The organism is Nitratireductor aestuarii (assembly GCF_014641695.1).
Taxonomy (GTDB): domain Bacteria; phylum Pseudomonadota; class Alphaproteobacteria; order Rhizobiales; family Rhizobiaceae; genus Chelativorans; species Chelativorans aestuarii.
Map to the genome: position 1 here is coordinate 212,660 of NZ_BMIF01000003.1, position 24,205 is coordinate 236,864.

The 24,205-nt window shown below is 60.1% G+C and carries 20 protein-coding genes and 1 tRNA gene; 18 read left to right on the forward strand and 3 right to left on the reverse strand.

Annotation, left to right across the window (positions count from 1 at the left end; genetic code table 11):
* The first annotated feature begins 119 nt into the window (after positions 1 to 119).
* From tolQ to serA, 13 genes are all read left to right on the forward strand, one after another.
* Entirely contained in the window at positions 120 to 848 is a 729-nt protein-coding gene (gene tolQ / locus IEX27_RS07155) for a protein TolQ (RefSeq protein WP_188720263.1), read from the forward strand.
* Positions 848 to 1,297 (forward strand): protein TolR, encoded by a 450-nt coding sequence (gene tolR / locus IEX27_RS07160; RefSeq protein ID WP_188720264.1) that lies wholly within the window; start codon positions 848 to 850, stop codon positions 1,295 to 1,297. Before tolQ ends, tolR begins: the two co-directional genes overlap by 1 nt.
* A gap of 5 nt (positions 1,298 to 1,302) precedes the next feature.
* Positions 1,303 to 2,379 (forward strand): cell envelope integrity protein TolA, encoded by a 1,077-nt coding sequence (gene tolA, locus IEX27_RS07165; RefSeq protein WP_188720265.1) that lies wholly within the window; start codon positions 1,303 to 1,305, stop codon positions 2,377 to 2,379.
* Positions 2,380 to 2,400: 21 nt separating this feature from the next.
* Complete coding sequence (gene tolB, locus IEX27_RS07170; protein WP_188720266.1) at positions 2,401 to 3,711, forward strand: Tol-Pal system beta propeller repeat protein TolB; 1,311 nt, start codon at positions 2,401 to 2,403, stop codon at positions 3,709 to 3,711.
* Between the two features lie 163 nt (positions 3,712 to 3,874).
* On the forward strand, positions 3,875 to 4,402 hold the full coding sequence (gene pal / locus IEX27_RS07175; protein WP_188720267.1) for a peptidoglycan-associated lipoprotein Pal: 528 nt from the start codon (positions 3,875 to 3,877) through the stop codon (positions 4,400 to 4,402).
* A gap of 152 nt (positions 4,403 to 4,554) precedes the next feature.
* A complete protein-coding gene (gene ybgF, locus IEX27_RS07180; protein WP_188720268.1) occupies positions 4,555 to 5,478 on the forward strand; it encodes a tol-pal system protein YbgF in 924 nt (307 codons plus the stop codon).
* The gene (tilS, locus tag IEX27_RS07185) at positions 5,472 to 6,797 is read left to right on the forward strand and encodes a tRNA lysidine(34) synthetase TilS (RefSeq protein ID WP_188720269.1); all 1,326 of its coding nucleotides are present in this window, start codon (positions 5,472 to 5,474) and stop codon (positions 6,795 to 6,797) included. The genes ybgF and tilS overlap by 7 nt, the downstream gene beginning before the upstream one ends.
* Positions 6,798 to 6,915: 118 nt before the next feature.
* Entirely contained in the window at positions 6,916 to 8,853 is a 1,938-nt protein-coding gene (ftsH, locus tag IEX27_RS07190; RefSeq protein WP_188720270.1) for an ATP-dependent zinc metalloprotease FtsH, read from the forward strand.
* A gap of 179 nt (positions 8,854 to 9,032) precedes the next feature.
* Positions 9,033 to 10,385 (forward strand): phosphoglucosamine mutase, encoded by a 1,353-nt coding sequence (gene glmM / locus IEX27_RS07195; RefSeq protein WP_188720271.1) that lies wholly within the window; start codon positions 9,033 to 9,035, stop codon positions 10,383 to 10,385.
* Positions 10,386 to 10,622: 237 nt separating this feature from the next.
* Positions 10,623 to 11,501, forward strand: a complete 879-nt coding sequence (locus IEX27_RS07200; protein WP_188720272.1) for an outer membrane protein — start codon at positions 10,623 to 10,625, stop codon at positions 11,499 to 11,501.
* 184 nt (positions 11,502 to 11,685) lie between these two features.
* A complete protein-coding gene (locus IEX27_RS07205) occupies positions 11,686 to 12,483 on the forward strand; it encodes an outer membrane protein (protein WP_188720273.1) in 798 nt (265 codons plus the stop codon).
* Between the two features lie 149 nt (positions 12,484 to 12,632).
* Positions 12,633 to 13,805: a phosphoserine transaminase gene (locus IEX27_RS07210; RefSeq protein WP_188720274.1), complete on the forward strand. Its 1,173-nt coding sequence runs from the start codon at positions 12,633 to 12,635 to the stop codon at positions 13,803 to 13,805.
* Positions 13,806 to 13,924: 119 nt separating this feature from the next.
* Positions 13,925 to 15,523 (forward strand): phosphoglycerate dehydrogenase, encoded by a 1,599-nt coding sequence (gene serA, locus IEX27_RS07215; RefSeq protein ID WP_188720275.1) that lies wholly within the window; start codon positions 13,925 to 13,927, stop codon positions 15,521 to 15,523.
* A gap of 62 nt (positions 15,524 to 15,585) precedes the next feature.
* Here the strand turns inward: serA and IEX27_RS07220 are convergent, their stop codons facing one another.
* Positions 15,586 to 16,488 carry a DMT family transporter gene (locus IEX27_RS07220; protein WP_188720276.1) on the reverse strand — a complete coding sequence of 301 codons (903 nt, stop codon included), beginning with the start codon at positions 16,486 to 16,488 and terminating at the stop codon, positions 15,586 to 15,588.
* On the opposite strand from IEX27_RS07220, the gene IEX27_RS07225 reads away from it, so the two are divergent.
* The 3 genes from IEX27_RS07225 (at position 16,402) to IEX27_RS07235 (ending at position 19,860) form a co-directional block, all read left to right on the forward strand.
* Positions 16,402 to 16,647: a hypothetical protein gene (locus IEX27_RS07225; RefSeq protein WP_188720419.1), complete on the forward strand. Its 246-nt coding sequence runs from the start codon at positions 16,402 to 16,404 to the stop codon at positions 16,645 to 16,647. The two genes, IEX27_RS07220 and IEX27_RS07225, sit on opposite strands and share 87 nt — an antisense overlap.
* Positions 16,648 to 16,761: 114 nt before the next feature.
* Positions 16,762 to 18,060, forward strand: coding sequence for an adenylosuccinate synthase (locus IEX27_RS07230; RefSeq protein WP_188720277.1), 1,299 nt, complete (start codon positions 16,762 to 16,764; stop codon positions 18,058 to 18,060).
* A 120-nt stretch (positions 18,061 to 18,180) separates the two neighbouring features.
* Positions 18,181 to 19,860, forward strand: coding sequence for a hypothetical protein (locus tag IEX27_RS07235; RefSeq protein WP_188720278.1), 1,680 nt, complete (start codon positions 18,181 to 18,183; stop codon positions 19,858 to 19,860).
* 247 nt (positions 19,861 to 20,107) lie between these two features.
* Here IEX27_RS07235 and rpoH read toward each other — a convergent pair whose 3' ends face one another.
* Positions 20,108 to 21,013 (reverse strand): RNA polymerase sigma factor RpoH, encoded by a 906-nt coding sequence (gene rpoH / locus IEX27_RS07240; RefSeq protein WP_188720279.1) that lies wholly within the window; start codon positions 21,011 to 21,013, stop codon positions 20,108 to 20,110.
* A 186-nt stretch (positions 21,014 to 21,199) separates the two neighbouring features.
* Positions 21,200 to 22,225, reverse strand: coding sequence for an RluA family pseudouridine synthase (locus IEX27_RS07245; RefSeq protein WP_188720280.1), 1,026 nt, complete (start codon positions 22,223 to 22,225; stop codon positions 21,200 to 21,202).
* Between the two features lie 27 nt (positions 22,226 to 22,252).
* Between IEX27_RS07245 and IEX27_RS07250 the strand changes: the two genes are divergently transcribed.
* Entirely contained in the window at positions 22,253 to 22,636 is a 384-nt protein-coding gene (locus IEX27_RS07250) for a fimbrial protein (protein WP_188720281.1), read from the forward strand.
* A gap of 109 nt (positions 22,637 to 22,745) precedes the next feature.
* Positions 22,746 to 22,821, forward strand: a tRNA-Glu gene (locus IEX27_RS07255).
* Positions 22,822 to 24,205: the final 1,384 nt, after the last annotated feature.

Below are 24,205 nucleotides of genomic sequence, written 5' to 3' on the forward strand. Positions count from 1 at the left end.
ACCAAATTTAACCGGAAAAAGGCGCATAGGGGACTGCAGAGGCAAGACCGCCGGTGCAGCCACACGGGCGGGGCAAGTCTGCACAGAACGCTGCCCAAGAATTACGAGGATGATTATCCATGGAAAGTGTAGCGCTCACCGCGCCGGGTGGTGATTTGTCTATCTGGGCGCTGTTTTGGCAGGCAGGGTGGGTGGTTAAGCTGGTGATGCTCGGCCTTCTGGCAGCATCCATCTGGACCTGGGCGATCATCGTGGACAAGCTGATCTCGTTTGCGCGTATGCGCGCGGCGCTTGATCGCTTCGAGCAGGTTTTCTGGTCCGGCCAGTCACTGGAAGAACTTTACCGCTCCCTGTCGGAACGCAAGACGACCGGCATGGGCGCGATCTTCGTCGCCGCCATGCGCGAATGGAAGAAGTCCTTCGAGAAGGGCGCCCGTTCGCCGCTCGGCCTTCAGATGCGCATCGACAAGGCCATGGACCTTGCGCTGTCGCGTGAGGTTGAGCGTCTCGAGGGCCGCCTTGGCTTCCTGGCTTCCGTCGGTTCGGCTGGCCCGTTCATCGGCCTCTTCGGTACTGTCATCGGTATCATGACCTCCTTCCAGGCCATCGCGGGTTCCAAGTCGACCAACCTGGCAGTCGTCGCACCCGGTATCGCTGAAGCGCTTCTGGCAACGGCAATTGGTCTGCTCGCCGCAATCCCGGCCGTCATCGCCTACAACAAGCTCTCTTCCGACGCGAACAACATCGCTTCGCGCATGGAAGGCTTCGCCGACGAATTCTCAGCCATATTGTCGCGCCAGATCGATGAAAAGGTGGCATCGAAGTCTCGTGCCGAGGAGTATGCATAATGGGGATGTCGGTTGCCGGCGGGCAATCTGGTGGAGGACGCGGCCGGCGTAGAGGACGCAGGCGGCCCGTATCGGAGATCAACGTCACGCCGCTCGTCGACGTGATGCTTGTGCTTCTGATCATCTTCATGGTGGCCGCTCCGCTCATGACAGTCGGCGTGCCGATCGACCTGCCCGAAACGCAGGCGAAGGAGATGAACTCGGATACGCAGCCGATCACGGTTTCCGTCAATAGCGAAGGGCAGATCTTCATCCAGGAGACGGAAATCCCGCTGGAAGAAGTCGTGGCCAAGCTGCAGGCGATTTCCAAGACCGGCTATGAGGAGCGCATCTACGTTCGCGGCGACAAGGCGGCCGATTACGGCACCGTCATGCGCGTGATGGCGCGTATCTCCGCTGCAGGCTATCGCAACCTTGGCCTCGTAACCCTTCAAGAACAGGACAGCTAGTTGCCATGAAGGCTGGCTTTGCCACTTCTGTGACACTGCATGCATTGCTGCTGGGCGTAGGCATGGTCTCGCTGTCGGCGCCGAAGGCGTTTGAGGTGGCCGACATCGAGTCGATGCCGGTCGACATCGTTCCGTTCGAGGAAATTTCCCAGGCCCAGATCGGTGAGAAGAAGGCGCCGATGGCGGAGAAGCCTGCGCCGCTGCCGACCAAGCGGCCTGAAACTGTTCCTGACGCGCAGAAGGTTGGCGAAGCTGACATCGACACCGATGCGCCGCCCACGCCTGCGCCTAAGCCGAAGCCCGTGCAGAAGGCCGAGGAACCTGCACCTGCGCCTGAACCCACGCCCAAGCCGGTGGAAAAGCCGGTAGAGCAGGCGAAGGTCGAGCCGCCGCAGCCCACACCCACGCCCCCTGAACCGCCGAAGCCGGCCGAAAAGCCTGTGCCGCCCAAGGAGCCCACTCCGGAAGCGCCTGCTGAGGCTACGCCGAAGGAGACCGCCGAGGCTGAAAACGTGCAGCTGCCCGACAGCGCGCCGGTGCCCCAGGCACGGCCGAAGCCGGAGCCGCAGAAGCAGCCTGAAAAGGTTGCCGAGAAGCCGAAGCCAGTTGAAAAGCCCGCGGAAAAGCCAAAGCCGCAGACGCAGAAGGCCGAGTCCCAGAAGAAGGACGTCCTTGATGAGGTCGCGGCACTCCTGAACAAGGAGCAGTCGGCTGGTGGCGGCGCAAAGCGCTCCACCGAGCAGGCAGCGCTCGGCAGCACCAAGAAGAACACCGGCCAGAAGCTCAGCCAGAATGAGATGGATGCGCTGCGCTCTCGCATCCAGCAATGCTGGAATGTGCCGGCTGGGGCTATGGATGCTGAGAACATCAAATTCTCCATCCAGTTCAAGCTTTCACCCAGCGGTGAGGTTGAGGGTAGGCCAGAGGTCATCAAGGGTGATGGCAACTCAACCGTTTACCGTGCAGCAGTGGAGTCGGCGCGGCGCGCTATCCTTAAGTGCGGTCCCTACACTCTGCCTGCCGAAAAATATGAAGCGTGGGCGGACATAATCCTGAACTTCGATCCGTCCGACATGTTCTGATCTCTTGAGAGGCAAGAGCTTATGCAGAAATTCCTGAAAGCAAGCCTGGCCACCCTATGCATGGCCCTTGGTACTTTCGCACTGACACTCACGCCAGCTCGGGCTTTGGTTGAGATCGACATCAACCGGGGTGTGGTCGAGCCGGTGCCGATCGCGATAACCGACTTCATCTCGGCCGATGCCCGCGGCGCTGAAATCGCCAGCGTGATCGCTGCCGACCTTCGCCGTTCAGGCCTGTTTGCGCCGATCGACAAGGCGGCCTTCATCGAGAAGATTTCCAACCCGGATGCTTCGCCGCGCTTTGAAGACTGGAAGGTCATCAACGCGCAGGGCGTGGTCACTGGCCGCGTTACGCGTGAGCCGGATGGCCGTCTGCGCACCGAATTCCGCTTGTGGGACACCTATGCCGGTCAGCAGCTGGTGGGTGAACAGTTCTTCGCCAACAACGAAAACTGGCGCCGCATCGCGCATATCATCGCCGACACGATCTACAAGCAGTTCACCGGCGAACCCGGCTACTTCGATACGCGCATCGTGTATGTCGACGAGTCCGGCCCCGCCAACCAGCGCGTCAAGCGCCTGGCGATCATGGATCAGGACGGCGCCAACCACAAGTTCCTGTCCGATGGCCGCGCCATCGTGATGACGCCGCGCTTCTCGCCGGAGCGCCAGGAAATCACCTACATGTCCTACGAGCGGGGTGAGCCGCAGGTCTATCTCCTGCAGCTTGAGACCGGTCAGCGTGAACTGGTGGGCAATTTCCCCGGCATGACTTTCGCGCCGCGCTTCTCGCCCGGCGGCGACAAGGTGATCATGAGCCTCCTGCGCCAGGACGGTAACTCGAACATCTTCACGATGGATGTCCGCACCCGCGCAACGGCCCGCCTCACCAACACCAACGCGATCGACACCTCGCCATCCTATTCTCCGGACGGCAGCCAGATCGTCTTCACCTCCGACCGTGGCGGTCGCGCCCAGATCTACGCCATGAACGCGGATGGCTCGAACCAGCGCCGCATTTCCTTCGGCGACGGCATCTACTCGACCCCCGTCTGGTCACCGCGCGGCGACCTGATCGCCTTCACCAAGCAGAGCGGCGGCACGTTCCAGATCGGCGTGATGCGCACGGACGGTTCGGGCGAACGCATCCTGACCACCGGCCACCTGCAGGAAGGTCCGACCTGGTCGCCCAACGGCCGCGTCATCGCCTTCTTCCGCAACTCCGGCGGTAACCCGCAGCTCTATTCGATCGACCTGACAGGCCGTAACGAGCAGCGTATTCCGACGCCGAACTATGGTTCCGACCCAGCCTGGTCGCCACTTTTGAAATAATTTTGCCACCTTTAGGCCCAATTCAGCGTTAGCTTACGATTCGCTGATTGGGCCATACGGCAAAAGGCAACGAATTGTTAACCATACCCATTGAATGCTTGTTAACGACATTCATGGTTAATCATCATTGATTGATCCACTCAAAATCTGAAGGAGTGACGGCATGCGCCGTATCGCAGCCCTTACTAGGAATCCGGTTGCCCTCGCTATCGTTGCCGCTCTGGCGGTTGCTGGTTGTAAGTCGAAGGCAGTGCCGAACAGTGCGGCTGACTTCGGGCTGGGTGCAGGCGGCGGCGCTGGCGGTGCACTCGGTTCTGCTGCTCCCGGCTCTCCGCAGGAGTTCACGGTCAGCGTCGGCGACCGCATCTTCTTCGACACGGACTCTTCCGTGATCCGCGCAGATGCCCAGGCCACCCTAGTGCGCCAGGCGCAGTGGCTGCAGCGCTACCCGAACTACCCGGTCACCGTTGAAGGCCATGCTGACGAGCGCGGCACGCGTGAATACAACCTGGCGCTGAGCGCCCGCCGTGCTGCCGCTGCGCGTGACTTCCTGATCTCCCAGGGCGTTCCGGCAAACCGGGTCCGCACCATCGCTTACGGCAAGGAACGTCCGGTCGCCGTCTGCGACGACATCTCCTGCTGGTCGCAGAACCGTCGCGCTGTAACCGTTCTCGGCGGCGCCGGAATGTAAGCTCTGCCATCGGCAAGCGAAGTATGGGCGGTCCATGGGCCGCCCATTTTCATAATCGGCTCAAACAAAATTTGGCCGAACTCGCGATGCCTGATAAATCTGAAGCGACGGTACTGTCTGCCGTCTATCAATTTTCTGATGATGAGAAAGGGATGCTGTTGCGAACCCATTTGAGCAGCGTGGCCACCCTGGCTTTTGCCCTGCTGGGAATGGCCGGTTTGGCGCATGCCGGCCCGCAGCCGGCCATGGTGAAGAGTTGGACTTCAACGCAGGCGCCAATCGTGCTGGCGCAGGCGACGGATCCCCGGGTAACCGGGCTTGAGGAGGAAGTCCGCCGCTTGAACGGCAAGGTTGAGGAGCTCAACTTCCTCATCCTGCAGATGGAGGATCAGCTCCGCAAGATGCAGGAAGACAACGAGTTCCGCTTCCAGGAGCTGGAGGGTGGCGGATCGAACGCCGGGGGAAATGGTGGGAAGCGGTCAGATGCGGCCCCAGCCACAAACCCGAGCGCACAATCTGATGTTGCTGGGGTAACTCCCCAGCAACAGCAACCTCAGCCGGGTACGGGTGAACCTCCCCGCTCGCTCGGCAACATCGTGTTTGACCAGAATGGCAATCTCGTCGGCGCCCAGCCGGGCGAGGCTCAGTCAGGCCAGAACGACAACGCCGCGGTTGCAGCCCTGCCGTCATCCGATGATCCGCAGGAAACCTACCGCAACGCCTACGAGTTCCTGATGGCGGGGGACTACAAGACCGCGGAAACGGGTTTCCGCAACTATCTGGTGCGCTTCCCGGAAGGCGAGCAGGCTCCAGACGCCAGCTTCTGGCTGGGTGACTCCGTGCTTCAGCAGGGACGTCACCAGGAAGCGGCCGAGATCTTCCTGAAGGCCAACAAGGATTATCCGAGCTCGCCCAAGGCTCCTGAAATGCTTCTCAAGCTTGGCGTGACGCTCGCCGCGATGAAGCAGAAGGACATTGCCTGTGCGACGTTCGATGAAGTAGGTACGCGCTATCCTGACCTCTCGAACGTTCTCAAGGAACGTGTGAAGCGCGAGCAGGCATCCGTCGGTTGCTGAACTGCACCTCTGATCTGACGACCGATTTCTCCGCCATTGATCTTGCAGGCAGGTCCTGCGCCGTGGTGGCCGTATCCGGAGGCGGAGACTCTCTCGCGCTCCTTTTGCTTCTCCGCGATTTTCTAGAGCAGCAACCCAGCCTCAAGCTCGATATTCTCGCCGTGACGGTGGACCATGGTCTGCGTCCGGAAGCGGCTGATGAAGCGCGCCAGGTAGCCAGGCTATGTGCCGAACTTGGCATCCGACACCGCACGATGCGCTGGGATGAACCCAAGCCCAGAACAGGCATTTCCGACGCCGCGCGGCAGGCCCGTCAGCGTTTGCTGGTTGAAGCTGCCACCGATGCTGGCGCTGACATCATTCTTCTTGGGCACACCGCCGACGATCAGGCCGAAACCACGCAGATGCGTCTCGCACGCGGAACGGGCAGGGGACTTGCCGGCATCGCGCCCGCGACCTTGTACGATCGCCGCGTCTGGTTCGTCCGTCCCCTCCTGAACATGCGGCGCGAAGAGCTTCGCAATTACCTCCGATCAAGGGCGGTGAGCTGGATTGATGATCCGTCCAACACGGACCCACACTATGAACGCGTCCGCGTGCGGCAGGCGCTGACCGAGGCCGACATTGCGCATCTGCTGGCCAGGGCGAGAGCCGCTGCCGACGAACGCGAGAGATTGGGTGCCGTGGTGGCCGACTGGATCCGCCAGCATGTCAGCCTCTGTTCGCAAGGCCTCTTCCGCCTGCCACTCCGGGAACTGCGGGAAATGCCTGAGGACGCGCGCCTCTATCTCCTGCGTGTTCTTCTGGCGGTTGCGGGCGGTGCAGCCCACTTCCCCGACGAGGCAAGTACGCTGGAGCTCCTGAAGGCTGTGCTGGGGGACGCTCGGCGCGCCACACTGTCGCGGTCAGTCGTCGCAAGAAATCGCGATCATCTTTACGTGCATCGCGAGAGCAGAAATCTCCCCCACGAAAATGTCGCAGACGGGCTGATCTGGGACCTGCGTTTCCGCGTCGCTGCTGCTCCCTCCGATCAAGACTTTGTCATCAAACCTCATGGTGCAGCCCTTTCATCGCAACGGGATTTTGCCGAAGCAGGCTTGCCGAACAGCATCGCGCGTGCGGCACTGGCGGCCGAACCGCTGGTTGAAACGATCGACGGATCGAAGGCGGGCGAGATATGCGTCGGATTGGACCGGGTGCTAGGTCCTTGGGTGACGCTGGTTCCGTCCTTTGACTATGAAGTTGCGTCGGCCATGTCAGCCATTGTGGGGATTGCGAATTTGCCGAAAAAGCCTTGGCTCCGCCATAAACAAGGTTGAAATAACCATATCTGCCTGGAATCGGCTTTTGGCTGGTCGGGCAACTTGGCAATGATGCGCTTGGTACCTATGTTAGGCTGAAGCGAAAGTCCCGTCTGGGTGCATACACGGAACGCACATGAATCCTAATTATCGTAATTTCGCGTTGTGGGCGATGATCGCAGTTTTGCTGATCGCGCTTTATCAACTTTTTGATACACCTCAGCAGCGGGGCTCCTCTAACGAGGTCGCCTATTCGCAGTTCCTTCAGGACGTGCAGGATGGCCGTGTTGATAGCGTGACGATTGCGGGTAACCGCATCACCGGCACCTATTCGGACAACCGCATGACCTTCCAGACCTACTCCCCCGGGGATACCTCCCTGGTTCAGCGGCTGGAGTCCAAGAAGGTAACGATCAACGCGCGTCCTGAGAGCGATGGATCGGGCTCGATCCTGAGCTACTTCATCTCGTGGCTGCCGATGATCCTGATCCTCGGTGTGTGGATTTTCTTCATGCGCCAGATGCAGTCCGGATCCGGCCGTGCGATGGGCTTCGGCAAGTCCAAGGCAAAGCTTCTGACGGAAGCCCACGGCCGCGTGACGTTCCAGGACGTCGCTGGCGTGGACGAGGCCAAGCAGGATCTGGAAGAGATCGTCGAGTTCCTGCGCGATCCGCAGAAGTTCCAGCGCCTGGGCGGCAAGATTCCGCGCGGCGTGCTGCTCGTTGGCCCTCCCGGAACCGGTAAGACGCTTCTCGCTCGTTCCGTGGCGGGTGAGGCGAACGTACCGTTCTTTACGATTTCCGGTTCTGACTTCGTCGAAATGTTCGTTGGTGTCGGTGCTTCCCGTGTGCGCGACATGTTCGAGCAGGCGAAGAAGAACGCACCGTGCATCATCTTCATCGACGAAATCGACGCCGTCGGTCGCCATCGTGGCGCTGGTCTCGGCGGCGGTAACGACGAACGCGAGCAGACGCTGAACCAGCTGCTTGTCGAGATGGATGGCTTCGAGGCCAATGAGGGCATTATCCTCATCGCTGCAACGAACCGCCCAGACGTCCTTGATCCCGCACTCCTGCGTCCGGGCCGCTTCGACCGTCAGGTCGTGGTGCCGAACCCGGATCTCTCGGGCCGCGAGCACATCCTCAAGGTTCACGTCCGCAATGTTCCGCTGGCGCCGAACGTCGACCTCAGGGTTCTGGCGCGCGGTACCCCGGGTTTCTCGGGTGCTGATCTCGCCAACCTGGTGAACGAAGCCGCCCTGATGGCTGCCCGCCGCAACAAGCGCCTTGTCACCATGCAGGAGTTCGAAGACGCCAAGGACAAGGTCATGATGGGCGCGGAACGCCGCTCCACGGCCATGACGCCGGAGGAGAAGGCTCTGACAGCTTATCACGAGGCTGGACATGCTGTTGTGGCGTTGAACGTTCCGGCTGCTGATCCGGTCCACAAGGCAACGATCATCCCGCGCGGTCGTGCACTCGGCATGGTCATGCAGCTGCCGGAAGGCGACCGCTACTCCATGAGCTACAAGTGGATGGTGTCGCGTCTGGCGATCATGATGGGCGGCCGTATTGCCGAGGAACTGAAGTTCGGCAAGGAGAACATCACCTCCGGCGCTTCTTCGGATATCGAGCAGGCGACGAAGCTTGCCCGCGCCATGGTCACGCGCTGGGGCTTCTCCGACAAGCTGGGCCAGGTTGCCTACGGCGACAACCAGGAAGAGGTCTTCCTCGGTCACTCCGTTGCCCGCACCCAGAACATGTCGGAAGAGACGCAGCAGCGGATCGACGACGAAGTCCGCCGTCTGATCGATGAGGCGAACGACAAGGCGCGCGAAATCCTGACGCAGCACCACGATGGCTGGATCGCAGTGGCCGAAGGGCTGCTCGAATACGAAACGCTTTCCGGCGAAGAGATCCGCGCCCTGATCCGTGGCGAAAAGCTGGTCCGCGGTACGGGCGACGATGCGCCGCCCACCCGTGGTTCGGCCGTTCCCAAGACCGGCGTCCGCAAGGAAGACAAGAAGGGCGGAGAAGAGCCTGAAGCCGGCATGGAGCCTCAGCCTCAGGGCTGACAAAGTCGATCGTTAGACGAGTTAAAAGGCGAGCGTGTTGAACATGCTCGCCTTTACCGTTAACCGAACGTTACCCAGTTGGCGTGTAATTGTTTCGATTGTGGCCGGGGGGGCAGGATAGGTTCGAAGGAAGCGATTCTGTGTCACGGAATGCGAAACCGCTGAATAAGACCAAGGATATGGCTAAGAAATACTTTGGAACTGATGGAATTCGGGGGCGGGCGAATCGTTTCCCAATGACACCGGAAGTGGCGATGCGTGTTGGCATGGCCGCTGGCCTCACCTTCCAGAACGGTGATCACCGCCATCGCGTTGTTATCGGCAAGGACACCCGTCTGTCCGGCTACATGATCGAGAACGCCCTGGTGTCGGGCTTCTGCGCCGCCGGTGTCGATGTGTTCCTGCTGGGCCCGGTGCCAACCCCTGCCGTTGCCATGCTGGCGCGGTCGCTGCGCGCTGATTTCGGCGTAATGATCTCGGCCTCACACAATCCCTTCCACGACAATGGCATCAAGCTCTTCGGCCCGGACGGCTTCAAGCTCTCCGACGACATCGAAGGCCAGATTGAGGCCATGCTCGACCGCGATATCGAGCTGTCGCTGGCAGATTCCTCAAACCTGGGCCGCGCCAAGCGTATCGACGGTGTGGATGACCGCTACATCGAATTTGCCAAGCGTACGCTCCCGAAGGACCTGTCGCTCGCCGGCCTGCGCATCGTTGTCGATTGCGCTAACGGCGCGGGCTACAAGGTAGCACCATCGGCCCTGTGGGAGCTTGGCGCCGAAGTCGTACCGATTCACGTGGAACCGAACGGCTTCAACATCAATGCCGACTGCGGCTCCACCGATCCGGCCAGCCTCGTGCAAAAGGTTCATGAAGTTCGTGCCGACCTCGGCATTGCGCTGGACGGCGACGCCGACCGCGTCGTGATCGTGGACGAGAATGGCGCGATCATCGATGGCGACCAGATTATGGCTGCCATTGCGCAATCCTGGCATGAGGACGAGCGGCTCCTTGGCGGCGGCATTGTCGCCACCGTGATGTCGAACCTCGGTCTCGAGCGCTTCCTGAACGGCCGTGGTCTTGATCTCCACCGCACGAAGGTCGGTGACCGCTACGTTGTTGAGCACATGCGCAACCATGGGTTCAACGTTGGCGGCGAGCAGTCCGGCCACGTGATCCTGTCGGATTTCTCGACCTCCGGTGACGGTCTTGTGACGGCCCTGCAGGTCCTGGCCTGCATCAAGCATCAGGATAAGCCCGCGAGCGAGGTTTGCCGCAAGTTTGAAGCTGTTCCGCAGGTTCTGAAGAACGTGCGTTTCTCGGGCGGCAAGCCGCTGGAGCGGTCGAACGTCAAATCGGCCATTGCTGCCGCCGAGGAAAAGCTCGGCAAGAGCGGCCGTCTGGTCATCCGTCCGTCTGGAACGGAACCGCTGATCCGCGTCATGGCGGAAGGCGATGATCTCGATCTCGTCAATGCTGTGGTGGACGACATCATCGACGCTCTGGGTGAAACCCGCAACGTCGCCTGATTGAACCAGCCACACTCTCTATCAAGCGGATCAATCTTGATGGGTTGGTCCGCTTTTTTGTGCCGGCTCGACTAGCACGAGCGACTTCCGTAATTTTACCCGTATACCGCGAAAGGACGACCGTGGACTAACCTTTTTGGTTACGGTTAATCCGGACTTAACCTTTTTACCCGACGATTAACCATAACAGACCGGCTTGGGGCGCTGGGTAGGCGCATGCCCCGTGGGGAAAAGGACATGCACAGAAAACTCAAACTCTTCGTTGTTGCTTCATTGCTCTTGGGAACATCCGGCGCGCTGGCCGCGGATATTCCGGTGCAGTATTCGGCGGTTGACGTACCCCCGCAGGCCTTCGCACAGTCATCGGTGCAGGACAGCTACTCAACCGCCGGCGGCTGGTATCTGCGTGGAGACCTCAACCATCACTGGTCGCAGGTGCGCGGGATCGAATACATCACCTATGGCGCCGGTGAGGTTGCCCCAGGCACGAACCAGTTCACCTGGACCGATCTGAGTGGCGCATGGTCGCTCGGCGCTGGCGTCGGCTACCAGATCAACCGCCACCTGCGTACGGATCTGACGGCCGACTACTGGTTCAAGTCTGATTTCCGCGGCTCGACCTCGGGCACATGTGCTTCCGGCGACCCATGCACCTCGTCCGATTGGTCTTCCTATCGTGCGCTGCTCGTGATGGCGAACGCTTACGTAGATCTCGGCACTTATGCTGGCGTAACACCCTATGTCGGTGGCGGTATCGGCGGCGCGTGGGTCAAGTGGAACGATCTGACCAACGAGACCGAGGACGGCTCGTGGGTGCATCGCGGCGGCAAGGGCTGGCGTTTCGCCTGGTCGCTGATGGCCGGTGCATCTTACTGCCTCACCGACACGCTGGAGCTTGATGCCGGGTACCGGTTCACCCGCATCCATGGCGGCAGGACGTTTGACCTTGCTGGCGCGGTAGGCCCGGGCTTCGACAGGGGCTTCAATGTCCATGAGGCACGCGCTGGCCTGCGCTACTCGTTCGGCGGACCGAGCCTGAACTGCGCGGCCCAGCCGCAGGAAGTTGCCTTCGAGCAGCCTTCCTACGAAGCGCCGGCTCCGGTCTACAAGTACTGACACTTACCGTTATCTGCATCTCACCAAGGCCGCCGTGCTCTCAGCACGGCGGCTTTTTTGCGCGTAAATCGTCCTCGGCCTGGTAACGAATTATTATCCTTAACCGTGCATTAACGCTCATGGTTAACACTGCGTGTGTCGGCAGAACCAGTAAGTGCGCTCTGCCGCGCTGTGGAGTCTTGGGATGCGTTATCTTCGAAATGTCGGTGTAACTGTTGTGCTTGGGGGAGTTCTGCTGGCCGGACAGGCCATGGCGGCGGACCTTGTAGCCGATATCGAGATGGAAGACGTTCCGGAACTTGCCGGCATCGAAACGGTGACCGGCTGGTACGCGCGCGGTGACATTGGCTATAACGCTGGGGTCAATGCCGACACCAGCTATCGCACATTCGACGGCAGCAGCTACACGACCCAATCCGGGGCAGGGGACTTCTCCAAGGATGTGAGCCTCAACCTTGGCGTCGGCTACACCTTCACCGACATGTTTCGTGCCGATGTGACTGTCGGCCGTATCTCCGCGGCCTTCGATGGCAGCGGCGCCTGCGATCCTTCCGCCCCCGTCGACTGCGAGCGGACCGCTCGGGCCGACTTCGCAGGCTATTCCGTCCTCGCCAACGCCTATGTCGACCTCGGCACCATCATCGGCCTGACGCCCTATGTAGGAGCGGGTGTAGGTTATACGTATCTGAAATGGGACGACATCCAGACGCAGAATCGCTGCGGCGGCATCCTTTGTGACGGCAGCGCGGTAACGTCTCATCCGGGCGAATCAGCTTGGCGTCCGACCTACGCGCTGATGGCCGGCGTTGCTTACGACGTCACTGACACCCTCAAGCTCGACATCGGCTACCGCTACTTGAACATCGACGGCGGTGGCATGTACGGCTGGGACGTCGCCAGTGCAGGCGCAACCGGTTTACAGGCTGAGCACGACAATATTTCCACGCACGAGATCCGTCTCGGCCTGCGCATTGCCTTCTGATTTCGTCGCTGCGCGCATTTCTGAAAAATCATAGCGATTTTCGGGCGGCTCAACTTTTGCCCTTGCGCCGATTTCTGCCTTCCTATATTTCCAGCGGCGGGCCACTCCTCCCCACCGAGGAGCGTGCTATCTGAAAGGATAGGTTCAACATGACTACGCTCGCTGCGCCGGCTTCGCGCCCGGCAAATCCCAATTTTTCTTCTGGACCCTGCGCAAAGCGCCCCGGCTGGCAGCTGGATGCTTTGAAAGACGCTCCCCTTGGCCGCTCGCATCGCGCCAAGGTCGGCAAGGAAAAGCTTGCCCGCGCCATCGAACTCACCCGTGAAGTTCTGCAGGTCCCCGCTGATTACCGTATTGGTATCGTACCTGCTTCTGACACTGGCGCTGTCGAGATGGCTCTGTGGTCGCTTCTTGGCGAACGCGGTGTCGACATGCTCGCCTGGGAGTCTTTTGGCTCTGGCTGGGTTACCGATGTTGTCAAGCAGCTGAAGCTCGCTGACGTCCGCCGCTTCGAGGCTGACTACGGCAAGCTGCCCGACCTGTCGCAGGTCGACTTCAACCGCGACGTTGTTTTCACCTGGAACGGCACCACCTCCGGCGTTCGCGTTCCGAACGCTGACTTCATCCCGGCTGACCGTCAGGGCCTGACCATCTGCGACGCCACCTCGGCTGCATTTGCTCAGCGTCTCGACTTCTCCAAGCTCGATGTCGTTACCTTCTCCTGGCAGAAGGTTCTCGGCGGAGAGGGCGGTCACGGCATGCTGATCCTTTCGCCCCGCGCGGTTGCCCGCCTCGAGTCCTACTCGCCGGCTTGGCCGCTGCCCAAGATCTTCCGCATGACCAAGGGCGGAAAGCTGATCGAAGGCATCTTCAAGGGCGAGACGATCAACACGCCGTCCATGCTCTGCGTGGAAGATTATCTTGATGCGCTTGAGTGGGCGAAGTCGCTCGGTGGCCTCGACGCTCTGGTCGCTCGTGCCGACGAAAACGCTGCTGTGCTGAACAACTTTGTTGAGTCCAGCACCTGGCTCGCAAACCTTGCTCAGGATCCGGCCACCCGTTCCAACACGTCGGTCTGCCTGACGATCGTTGACGAAGCCGTCAACAAGCTGGACGCCGACGCACAGGCCGCTTTCGCCAAGGGCATCGTTTCCCGCCTCGAGAAGGAAAAGGTCGCCTACGACATCGGCGCATACCGCGACGCACCGTCCGGTCTGCGCATCTGGACCGGTGCTACGGTCGAGAAGTCTGATCTGGAAGCACTCCTGCCATGGCTCGAGTGGGCATTCCAGGAACAGAAGGCCGCTCTGCAGGCCGCTTGATACAGAGGGCTGCGTAGCGACGCAGCCCCATCAACTCCTCGCAATTCTGCTGTTGTCAAACCGCATCCAGGTACATCCGGCTATTCCCGGCATGATGGATGCTCAGAAGGAGCCCTGATATGGCACCTCGCGTTCTCGTTTCCGATGCACTGTCGCCAACCGCCGTTGAGATCTTCCGCAAGAACGGCATCGAAGTCGATTATGAGCCGAACCTCGGCAAGGACAAGGAGAAGCTCCTGTCCGTCATCGACAAGTACGATGGTCTCGCCATCCGCTCGGCCACCAAGGCCACCGAAAAGCTGATCGAAGCTGCGACCAACCTGAAGGTTATCGGCCGCGCTGGTATCGGCGTCGACAACGTTGACATCCCGGCTGCATCGCGCCGCGGTATCATCGTCATGAACACGCCCTTCGGCAACTCGATCACGACTGCAGAACATGCAATCGCGATGCTCTTCGCCGTTGCCCGCCAGATCCCGGAAGCAAACGCTTCCACCCATGCCGGCAAGTGGGAAAAGAACCGCTTCATGGGTGTCGAGATCACCGGCAAGACGCTGGGCATCATCGGCTGCGGCAACATCGGCTCGGTCGTTGCAATGCGCGCTGTCGGCCTCAAGATGCATGTCGTCGCTTTCGATCCGTTCCTCTCGGCAGACCGTGCGGAAGAGCTGGGTGTTGAAAAGGTTGAGCTCGACGATCTCTTCGCCCGCGCTGACTTCATCACGCTCCACACGCCGCTGAACGACAAGACCCGCGGCATCATCAATGCTGCCTCCATCGCCAAGATGAAGGACGGCGTGCGCATCATCAACTGCGCCCGCGGTGAGCTGGTTGTCGAAGCTGACTTGGTTGAAGGCCTGAAGTCCGGCAAGGTTGCCGGCGCTGGTATCGACGTGTTCGCAGAAGAGCCCGCCACCAACAGCGCGCTTTTCAATCTGCCGAACGTCGTCTGCACCCCGCACCTCGGCGCATCCACCACGGAAGCTCAGGAAAACGTTGCCCTGCAGGTTGCAGAGCAGATGTCGGACTACCTGACCAAGGGTGCCGTCACCAACGCGATCAACATGCCTTCGATCACGGCTGAGGAAGCACCGCGCCTGAAGCCTTTCGTGAAGCTCGCCGAAGTTCTGGGCTCCTTCGTTGGCCAGATGACCGACGAACCGATCGATGAGATCGAGATACTGTTCGACGGCTCGACCGCCACGATGAACACCCGCGCCCTGATCAGCGCAGCCCTTGCCGGCCTCATCCGCCCGCAGGTTTCCGATGTGAACATGGTGTCGGCGCCGATCATGGTGAAGGAGCGTGGCATCATCGTTTCCGAGATCAAGCGCGACAAGTCCGGTGTGTTCGACGGCTACATCAAGCTGACCGTCAAGTCGAAGACGCGGACCCGCTCCATCGCAGGCACCTGCTTCTCCGACGGCAAACCGCGCTTCATTCAGATCAAGGGCATCAATCTTGATGCTGAGGTTGGCGAGCACATGCTCTACACGACCAATCCGGATACGCCTGGCATCATCGGTCTGCTCGGCACGATCTGCGCGAAGCACAACATCAACATTGCCAACTTCCAGCTCGGCCGTGACCATCCGGGTGGCGATGCGATCGCTCTGCTCTACCTCGATGAGGCTGTTCCGCAGGCGTTCATCGACGAAGTTCTGGCAACCGGCAAGATCAACGCCGCACGCCCGCTGCGTTTCAACATTGGCGCCTGATCAGGCCTGCCACTGATACGAATGCAAAGGCCGCGAAGCTCCCGCTTCGCGGCTCTTCTTATTTACGGAAGTTTGGCGCCTGCAGCGCGACGTCCGCTCCACTCGGCGATCGTGATGCCGATCACCACGAAGACAAGCGCCATTACATGGTAGGTGTGGAGCGCTTCTCCAAGGATTGCGACTGACAGCAGCGTCCCGAACACGGGGATGAGGTTGACGAAGAGCCCGGCGCGGTTGCTGCCGATAAGCTCCGTCCCGCGGATGAAGAACACCTGCGACAGCACCGATGGAAACACCGCGGCGTATAAGGCGATCACCCAACCCTGCAGGTCTGGCATGAAGGCATTGCCGGTTGCATATTCCCAATAAAGGAAGGGTATGGCCGCCAGAGAGCCCGCGAACGAAAAGACCGTCGCCGTGCTCAGCCAGTGGATCTGCGGCCTCAGCCGCAGCATCGCGGTATAGGTAGCATAGCAGCACATGGCCAGGAGCATCAGCGCATCGCCGAAGTTGAGGTCAAGCTGCGCCAGTCGCTCAAGCTCGCCATGGGTGGCAGTCAGCGCCACGCCCACGAGCGAGATCGCAAAACCCAAAATCTGCAGCCATGTCGCCTTGAGCCGGAAAAGGACAAAATTCAGGACGATGATGAGCATCGGGATAGCCGCCTGCTCGATCGAGACGTTCACGGCGGATGTGTATTCGAGCGCCTTGTACATGATGGCTGCGAACCCGGTGAACCCGGTCGCGCCTAGAAACAGCATGAGCCAAAGGTTCTTTCGGATGACAGGCCAGTCACGCCGGACATGCTTCAGGCCAAAGGGAAGGAGTAGGAGGAACATGATCCCCCACCGCAGAAGATTGAGCGAGAATGGGGAGACATGGCCCAACGCAAGCCGGCCGGCTACAGCATTGCCGCCCCAGAACAGGGTGGTGAGAACAAGAAGAACGTAAGCAGACTGGTGCATGAGGCGGTGATGACTGTGCTGGATATGGCAGAGAACCTGCCACTTTGGTGCGGATGGCTTGAGCGGAGGAACTTATCCCATTTGAACAGCATGGCAATCCGGGAGGAATGGATTACGGGGTGTTCCTCTGTTATCGACAGCAGAGACCCTTCAACCTAGGCAATTTTGCCGCCACAGTGAAAGAAGTGTCGCATCATTACAATCTTGGCGCTATAGAGCCTTTGGTTTCGATCAGAGGGCTGGCAAACGCCTCGCCCGCGGAAGGAAGCAGGAATGGCAAACGTCGTAGTCGTCGGCTCGCAATGGGGCGACGAAGGTAAGGGTAAAATCGTTGACTGGCTTTCTGAGCGCGCTGACATCGTCGTGCGTTTTCAGGGGGGGCACAATGCCGGCCATACGCTCGTCATTGATGGCACAAGCTACAAGCTCTCGCTTCTCCCATCGGGAGTGGTGCGTCCGGGCAAGCTGTCTGTCATCGGCAATGGTGTTGTTTTCGATCCTCACGCCTTTGTGGCGGAGATCGGACGTCTCGCAGAGCAAGGCGTGACGGTGAGCCCCGAGACCTTGAAGGTCGCCGAGAACACCCCGCTCATCCTGTCCCTGCACCGCGAGCTCGACGGCTTCCGCGAGGATGCCGCTTCTGCCTCCGGCACGAAGATCGGCACGACCCGTCGCGGCATCGGCCCAGCCTATGAAGACAAGGTTGGCCGCCGCGCCATCCGCGTTCTGGATCTGGCGGACCTCGATACGCTGCCGGCCAAGGTCGACCGCCTTCTCACGCACCACAACGCACTGCGCCGTGGCCTCGGCCATGCTGAAGTCTCGCATGAGACGATCATGGAAGAGCTGACGTCTGTCGCCGACAAGATCCTGCCCTTCGTGGACCGCGTAGGAAACATTCTGGAAGACGCACGCCGTGCCGGCAAGCGCATCCTGTTCGAGGGCGCTCAGGGCACGATGCTCGACATCGATCATGGGACTTACCCGTTCGTGACGTCTTCCAATACCGTTGCAGGTCAGGCTTCTCCGGGCTCCGGCCTCGGACCTCACGCCATCGACTATGTGCTCGGCATCACCAAGGCCTATACGACCCGCGTGGGCGAGGGTCCGTTCCCGACGGAACAGACGGGCGAGATCGGCGACTTCCTCGGCACCAAGGGCCACGAGTTCGGCACAGTCACGGGGCGCAAGCGCCGCTGCGGCTGGTTCGACGCCGTTCTGGTGCGCCAGGCTGTCATCGCCAACGGCATCACCGGTATCGCTTTGACCAAGCTCGACGTGCTCGACGGCCTGGAAGAGATCAAGGTTTGCACGGGTTACAAGCTTGATGGCAAGGTGATCGACTACCTGCCGGCAAGCCAGGGTGCCCAGGCGCGTCTCGAGCCGATCTACGAAACCTTCGAAGGCTGGAGCGAGACCACCAAGGGCGCGCGCAGCTGGAACGATCTGCCGGCACAGGCAGTGAAATACGTACGGAACATCGAGGAATTGATCGGCGCGCCGGTTGCAATTCTCTCGACCAGCCCCGAACGCGAAGACGCAATTTTGGTGACGGATCCCTTCCAGAACTGATGGAGGGTTCCCGTGAACTGGCGGTCCCCCGGTATCGGGGCCGCCAGCTTGCTTTAGAGTCACCACAATTTTGTGTATGAAGCCATCAGGGAGCGACAGGGTAGGAACGGAAAGACAAGCATGGCAGATTTTGCTGCGGTTCTGCGGAAAACGATAGCGACGCTGGCGGAAAATACTCCGGAAGCGCGCGACCGCATCTATCAGAAGGCTCGCTCCACAATTGAAGCCAAGCTGAAGGCAGTTTCTCCGCCCCCGCCCCAGCACGTCGTCGACCGCCAGATGAAGGTGCTCGAGGATGCGATCGCTGAGGTAGAGGCGGAATACGCTCCTCCCGCACCGGCTGAGGATAGGCTGGACGGGCTGGATGAGGTTCTGCGGGATCTGGAAGCTCTTTCCAGAGTGCCATCGAACGCAAGCTGGAGCACCACGGAAAATCCCGCCACGGCGCCTGCGCCACTGGTTGCAGCGAATGCACCTGCACCGAAGGCTCCTGAACCGGTTGCGACACAGCCGAAGGCTGAACCTGTCGCGGCGGCGAAGCCCACGTCGCCCGAACCTGTTGTCGATGAGCCCTCCGACGAGGTGACTGACGAGCCTGAGCTCGATACTGAGGACGCTCACGACGATAATTTTGATGACCTTGTTCACAGGGTGGATGAGCCCGTTCAAGCCCAGCCCGCGCGCAAGGCAGAAGTCGAAGCCCCGAAAGCGAAAAAGCCTGCCGACGATGAGATTCACCTCGACGTCAAGCGGCCTCCAGCACCTGCAAAGAAAGCGAACGCGGCTGCAGATCCCGTGCTCGACGCGTTGCACGAGCGGCCGGCACTGCGTGAACTACGAGAACGAAAGGCCAAGCGCTCGCTCAAGAAGCCATTGCTTGCGGCCGCTGCCGTTCTGTTGATCTGTGCGGTTGCTGCGGGTGGCTGGTTCTATCGCGACCAGGTGATGGAGCTTGCCGGTGGCTCCGGTAGTGATGAGGTGGCGGCAGACAGTTCAACCCCAGCCGAAACGGTGGCAGCAGCCGCAGACCAGAATGCGACCGCACAGTCTGCCTCGCAGAGCGCTCAGCAGCGCAAGCTGACGCAGCGCCTGTTGCCCGACGGCTCGGAGGTCGATGAAGGACCTGCTTCCGAGAATCCGACGCTTGGTGAGGGTACGTCCATCGCCGCATCCAGCGAGAGGGTTGCTGCTGCAGGTCCGCAGGAAACCAATAGCGAGCCAGCGGGGAACAACCAGCCTGCTGTTGCGGTGGGCCAGAAGGCAATCTTCTACGAAGAACGCACGATCCAGGAACAGGCATCGGCTAGCGACGGAAATGTTGTCTGGAGCATCCAGCAGGAATCGCCGGGTGCCGACCTGCCGCCCGAGCCCGTCATCTACGCTGAGGCAACGATCCCCAGCAAGCGGATGCGCCTGAAGATGTCGATCCGTCGGAACGTCGACCAGTCCCTGCCGGCGAGCTACATCGCTGAGCTGATCTTCCTGACGCCGGAAGATTTCCCCGGTGGAGCGGTTGGGAGCGTCGCGAGTGTCTCGCTGAAGCGCACGGAGCAGGATGCCGGCAACCGCCTGTTGGGTGTGCCCGCCAAGATCGCCGACGGCTTCTTCCTGGTAGCGCTGAGCGACAATAAGGCGGACGTGGAAGCCAACAATCTTCTGCTCGGCCGTATGGAATGGATCGACATTCCGATCGTATACACGTCCGGTCGCCGCGCCCTGATCACGCTTGAAAAGGGCGTTCCAGGCAGCGCCGTATTCAATGATGCGGTGAATGCCTGGAAACAGGCAATGAGCGGGTAAACACCGCCGGGAAACCGACAGTCCGGAACTCATGCAAAGAAAAGGCCGCGCGAAGCGGCCTTTTTCATGTGTGGTTGACTGCCTTGAGCGGTTCCAGGAAAAGTGGGAACCGGTTTTCCGTCCGGAACCGCGAGAAAACAAAGAGTTAGCGGTTCCAGGAAAAGTGGGAACCGGTTTTCCGTCCGGAACCGCGAGACAAAGAGTTCGAGCAGTTCAGAGCTTCTGTGAAAGTCCGAACTGGTCTGGGCTAGGCCGGCAGGGCTTCCCGCCCCATGCTTTCCGCCTGGCGCTTTGCCGAAGCCTTGATCGCGTCCTGCACCTTCTCGAAGGCTCTCACCTCGATCTGGCGCACGCGTTCGCGGCTGATCTCGAATTCACCGGAAAGCTCCTCAAGCGTCAGCGGGTCTTCCGACAGACGCCGAGCCTGGAAGATGCGGCGCTCACGATCGTTCAGAACGCCGAGAGCATCGTCCAGCATGCGCTTGCGCTGCTCCAGCTCGTCCTGCTCGATGAGCATGCTCTCCTGGCTCTCGCGGTCGTCCACGAGCCAGTCCTGCCATTCGCCGGACTCACCCTCGGATGCGCGGATCGGAGCGTTCAGCGAAGCGTCGCCGGAAAGGCGGCGGTTCATCGAAACAACCTCATCCTCGCTCACATGCAGCCGGGTAGCGATTTCCTTCACCTGATCAGGGGTGAGGTCGCCGTCACCGAGCGCCTGGATCTTGCTCTTTGTCTTCCGGAGGTTGAAGAACAGGCGCTTCTGGTTCGCAGTCGTGCCCATCTTCACGAGGCTCCACGATCGCAGGATGTATTCCTGGATCGAGGCCCGGATCCACCACATGGCATAGGTGGCCAGCCGGAAGCCGCGCTCCGGTTCGAACTTCTTCACGGCCTGCATCAGGCCGACGTTTCCTTCGGAAATGACTTCCCCGATCGGGAGTCCATAGCCACGATACCCCATTGCTATCTTGGCAACGAGCCTCAAGTGGCTGGTAACAAGCTTGTGTGCAGCATCAGAGTCGCCATGCTCCTGATAGCGCTTGGCGAGCATGTACTCTTCTTCAGGCTGCAGCATCGGAAAGCGGCGGATCTCCTCAAGATAACGCGCCAGTCCGCCTTCACCGGAAACTACACTTGGCAATGTCTGGGCCATTAAGCACCCTCCTATCACTCGTGCCCCCAAATGCGGCGGGCAAATACGCAGCCGCTCCCCTGAGCGCACTACGTACGACATATATAGGTAGATTGCGGCGAAATTTAAAGCATAGCCCTGCAATCCCGTCGCATGGGCGGGGCAGGCTATAAGGGCAGGTCATTTCAATGACCCTGAGATAGTCGTTCAGAGCGCAGAAAACAAGTGTTGAAGCGTTGCCATGTCCTCGGGCAGGGGAGCTTCAAAGCGCATCATCTCGCCAGTGACGGGATGGCGGAAGGCAAGCAGCCGCGCATGCAGCGCCTGCCGCTCGAAGCTTTCCACCGCCGTTCGCAACTCTTCCGGTAACTTGTTGACCTTTGTGCGGAATGATCGCCCATAGGCCTGATCGCCGATCAGCGGATGCCCGATGTGGGCCATGTGGACGCGGATCTGATGCGTGCGGCCCGTCTCGAGCCGGCACTCGACCAGCGACGCGATGGGACTGTTCGCGTCGCCGTACCGCTCCAGCAATGTGTAATGCGTGATCGCATGGCGTGCGTCCGGCCGCCCCTGCGGCACAACGGCCCGCATCGTGCGATCCTGATTGGAGCGTCCGAGCCAGGTCTCGATGACGCCGGTCACCCGGCTGGGCGCACCCCAGACGAGCGCTACATAGGCACGCTCCAGGTCCCCGTTGCGTCCGTGGTCGGCAAACGCTTCCGCCAGCGAACGATGTGCCTGGTCCGTCTTGGCAACGACAAGAACGCCGCTCGTGTCGCGGTCGATGCGGTGGACGATGCCTGGCCGCCGCACGCCGCCGATCCCGGACAGGGACGCACCGCAGTGATGGATAAGCGCGTTGACGAGCGTGCCTGTCCAGTTGCCGGGACCGGGATGAACGACGAGACCCACCGGCTTGTTGATGACGATCAGGCTGTCATCCTCGTAGAGCACGTCGAGCGGGATGTCCTCGCCCATGGGTTCCGGCGCTTCTGGCTCGGGCATGTTGATGCAGCATACGTCACCCTCGGCAACCTTCTGCTTGGGCTCCGTCACCACGCGGTCATTGAGCGTCACGCTGCCGCCGCGCACGAGCGCCTGGATGCGGTTGCGGGAAAGTTCCGGAGCAAGCGTGGCGGCAAGCCACTGGTCCAACCGGCTGCCCTGAGCATCCGCATCGGCATGCAGCACTTTCCATTCAGCCATCTCTTCGTTATCAGAAGCGTGCATCACGAACCTTTCGGCGACAGGACAGCCATGAACGGGGAAGCCCCAGACCACCTCGAAGAAGAAAAGACACTGGATCCAGCTGCTGAGAACGTGCGTCGCAAGATGTTGCGATTCATGTTCATCAACCTGGGCATCCTTTTCTTTGCGCTTATGGCCGTCATGGTTGCGCTTGTCTACAAGTCCTTCGGCCCATCGCCAAGTGACACGGTCACGCAGGCTCCGCCGTCGAGCGAGATGATCTCGGGCAGCATTCTGTTGCCTCCGTCGTCACAGGTGGTGTCCCAGTCCCTCGACGGCAACCGAATCACGCTTCACATCCGTCGCAATGGCGGCGGCGAATCGATTCTCCTCTACGATCTGACGGAACGCCGCGTAATCGGGAATTTTGAGATCGGCTGGCAGGGGCAGTAGCCCCAGCTATTCCGGGCTTCGCGCATCTTTCTTCACAGATACCGAGAAAATCACGAAGGAAGGTGTTGCATTCAACGCGAGGCCCGTCTATATCGCGGCAACTGCTGATGCTCCCATCGTCTAGCGGTCTAGGACGCCGCCCTCTCACGGCGGAAACAGGGGTTCGATTCCCCTTGGGAGTACCATCTTTCTATTGAAGATTATTAGAGATTTTCGCGGATAGAAAGCTTCTGTCTTTCGTGCAGAAGATTGGCCGCAGTCGTTTTTGACTCCTCCGTCTTGAACCCTCCTTATCGTCCAACTTCTCCTTTGGCTTGGGGTACTCGTCCCTGCGCTCTTCTGTTGCCTGGCGCAAGTCGCCAGTCTATTGCTGAAACTCGTGCAGCTGCCATCCGGAATGATCAATTTGCAATTCAATATAAGTATAATATGAATATAAACAAATATACTTACAATTTATAAGAGTTGACATTTGGATTATTTATGTATTCAAGGGTGCTCTATTATTTTTCTGGTGGGTAATCTGTATGCGCCTTTTGGTTGAATCTGAAAAGACGCCGATTGCAGGCGGAAGCACCGAGGATGAGTTGGTGCGATTGGGTGTAATTGGAATCTCCTGGGCAGGGGTTATGACCAGCGCGGGGGTCGGGTGCGCTATTGGTAGCCTGGGTGGCCCGATTGCCAAACTAGCTGGCTGCGGAATTGGTATGGGGGCGGGTCTCGTCGCCGGCATCCTTGGCGCGATGGGGTCCGTTGTTCGAACAAATTTCGCTTAAGCTTTTCAAAATACGCTTGCTAAGGGGTATTCTATGCGCTGTTTGGATGAAGGTGATCTGACGACAATCGGTGGCGGTCATTTAGATGAAGAAGACGCAAGAGGGGCAGCCGTAGCCGCAGGTGCGACGCTTACCGGGGGCGCGGTGGGCTGCCTTGCGGGAGGCTTTTTGGGTCCTGTGGGGGGTCTCGTTGGATGCGGGGTTGGGGCAGCACTCGGGCTTAGCTGTGGGGTAGTCCATCATTTCATCACTACGCATAACTGAATATATACTTTGTTCATTCAGCATAAACTGAACCGATAGCTCTGGTCTGTATTGCGTTTGATTTAAGGAGCTCGGTTGCGTTACTTGAACCCTCTTGAATTGAAGCTGGCGGCTTGTACGGTGAGCGGAGCGAGCGGGCCGTCGGCTGCCATAGGTGTGACCGGCATGTTCACGCTCAGTACTGCCGGGTGCGCCATTGGCCGCGTCTTCGGCCCTTGCGGGACACTGCTCGGTTGTGGGGTCGGAATGGTGCTGGGGGGTAGTCTTGGTCTGATGCACCACTTATCTCAAAGCCACCAATAGATTAGAATAATAATTATATATTTATTGTATTTTTACTGAGGGGCTTTGTTGAGTTTATGAGATTTTTGGAACGACGCGAGATCGCGTTGGCTGCTGGTGGCAACGATCAGATTAAGGCAGCGCTAGGAATGGGGGCGTGGGGTGCCGCGTCGGGGGCTGGGTCGGACTTGTGGCTGGATTGTTTTTCGGCCCGGTGGGAAGCCTTGCCGGTAGTGCCATCTGGGCG

Bases quoted from the DNA above. Each gene is read 5' to 3' on its own strand.
- IEX27_RS07235 (WP_188720278.1), top strand. From the start codon at position 18,181: ATGGCAGATTTTGCTGCGGTTCTGCGGAAAACGATAGCGACGCTGGCG.
- ftsH (WP_188720270.1), top strand. From the start codon at position 6,916: ATGAATCCTAATTATCGTAATTTCGCGTTGTGGGCGATGATCGCAGTT.
- IEX27_RS07210 (WP_188720274.1), top strand. From the start codon at position 12,633: ATGACTACGCTCGCTGCGCCGGCTTCGCGCCCGGCAAATCCCAATTTT.
- tolR (WP_188720264.1), top strand. From the start codon at position 848: ATGGGGATGTCGGTTGCCGGCGGGCAATCTGGTGGAGGACGCGGCCGG.
- rpoH (WP_188720279.1), bottom strand. From the start codon at position 21,013: ATGGCCCAGACATTGCCAAGTGTAGTTTCCGGTGAAGGCGGACTGGCG.
- IEX27_RS07230 (WP_188720277.1), top strand. From the start codon at position 16,762: ATGGCAAACGTCGTAGTCGTCGGCTCGCAATGGGGCGACGAAGGTAAG.
- IEX27_RS07245 (WP_188720280.1), bottom strand. From the start codon at position 22,225: ATGCACGCTTCTGATAACGAAGAGATGGCTGAATGGAAAGTGCTGCAT.
- IEX27_RS07220 (WP_188720276.1), bottom strand. From the start codon at position 16,488: ATGCACCAGTCTGCTTACGTTCTTCTTGTTCTCACCACCCTGTTCTGG.
- ybgF (WP_188720268.1), top strand. From the start codon at position 4,555: ATGCTGTTGCGAACCCATTTGAGCAGCGTGGCCACCCTGGCTTTTGCC.
- serA (WP_188720275.1), top strand. From the start codon at position 13,925: ATGGCACCTCGCGTTCTCGTTTCCGATGCACTGTCGCCAACCGCCGTT.
- IEX27_RS07200 (WP_188720272.1), top strand. From the start codon at position 10,623: ATGCACAGAAAACTCAAACTCTTCGTTGTTGCTTCATTGCTCTTGGGA.
- tolQ (WP_188720263.1), top strand. From the start codon at position 120: ATGGAAAGTGTAGCGCTCACCGCGCCGGGTGGTGATTTGTCTATCTGG.
- tolA (WP_188720265.1), top strand. From the start codon at position 1,303: ATGAAGGCTGGCTTTGCCACTTCTGTGACACTGCATGCATTGCTGCTG.
- IEX27_RS07205 (WP_188720273.1), top strand. From the start codon at position 11,686: ATGCGTTATCTTCGAAATGTCGGTGTAACTGTTGTGCTTGGGGGAGTT.
- tolB (WP_188720266.1), top strand. From the start codon at position 2,401: ATGCAGAAATTCCTGAAAGCAAGCCTGGCCACCCTATGCATGGCCCTT.
- IEX27_RS07225 (WP_188720419.1), top strand. From the start codon at position 16,402: ATGGCCCAACGCAAGCCGGCCGGCTACAGCATTGCCGCCCCAGAACAG.
- glmM (WP_188720271.1), top strand. From the start codon at position 9,033: ATGGCTAAGAAATACTTTGGAACTGATGGAATTCGGGGGCGGGCGAAT.
- pal (WP_188720267.1), top strand. From the start codon at position 3,875: ATGCGCCGTATCGCAGCCCTTACTAGGAATCCGGTTGCCCTCGCTATC.
- IEX27_RS07250 (WP_188720281.1), top strand. From the start codon at position 22,253: ATGAACGGGGAAGCCCCAGACCACCTCGAAGAAGAAAAGACACTGGAT.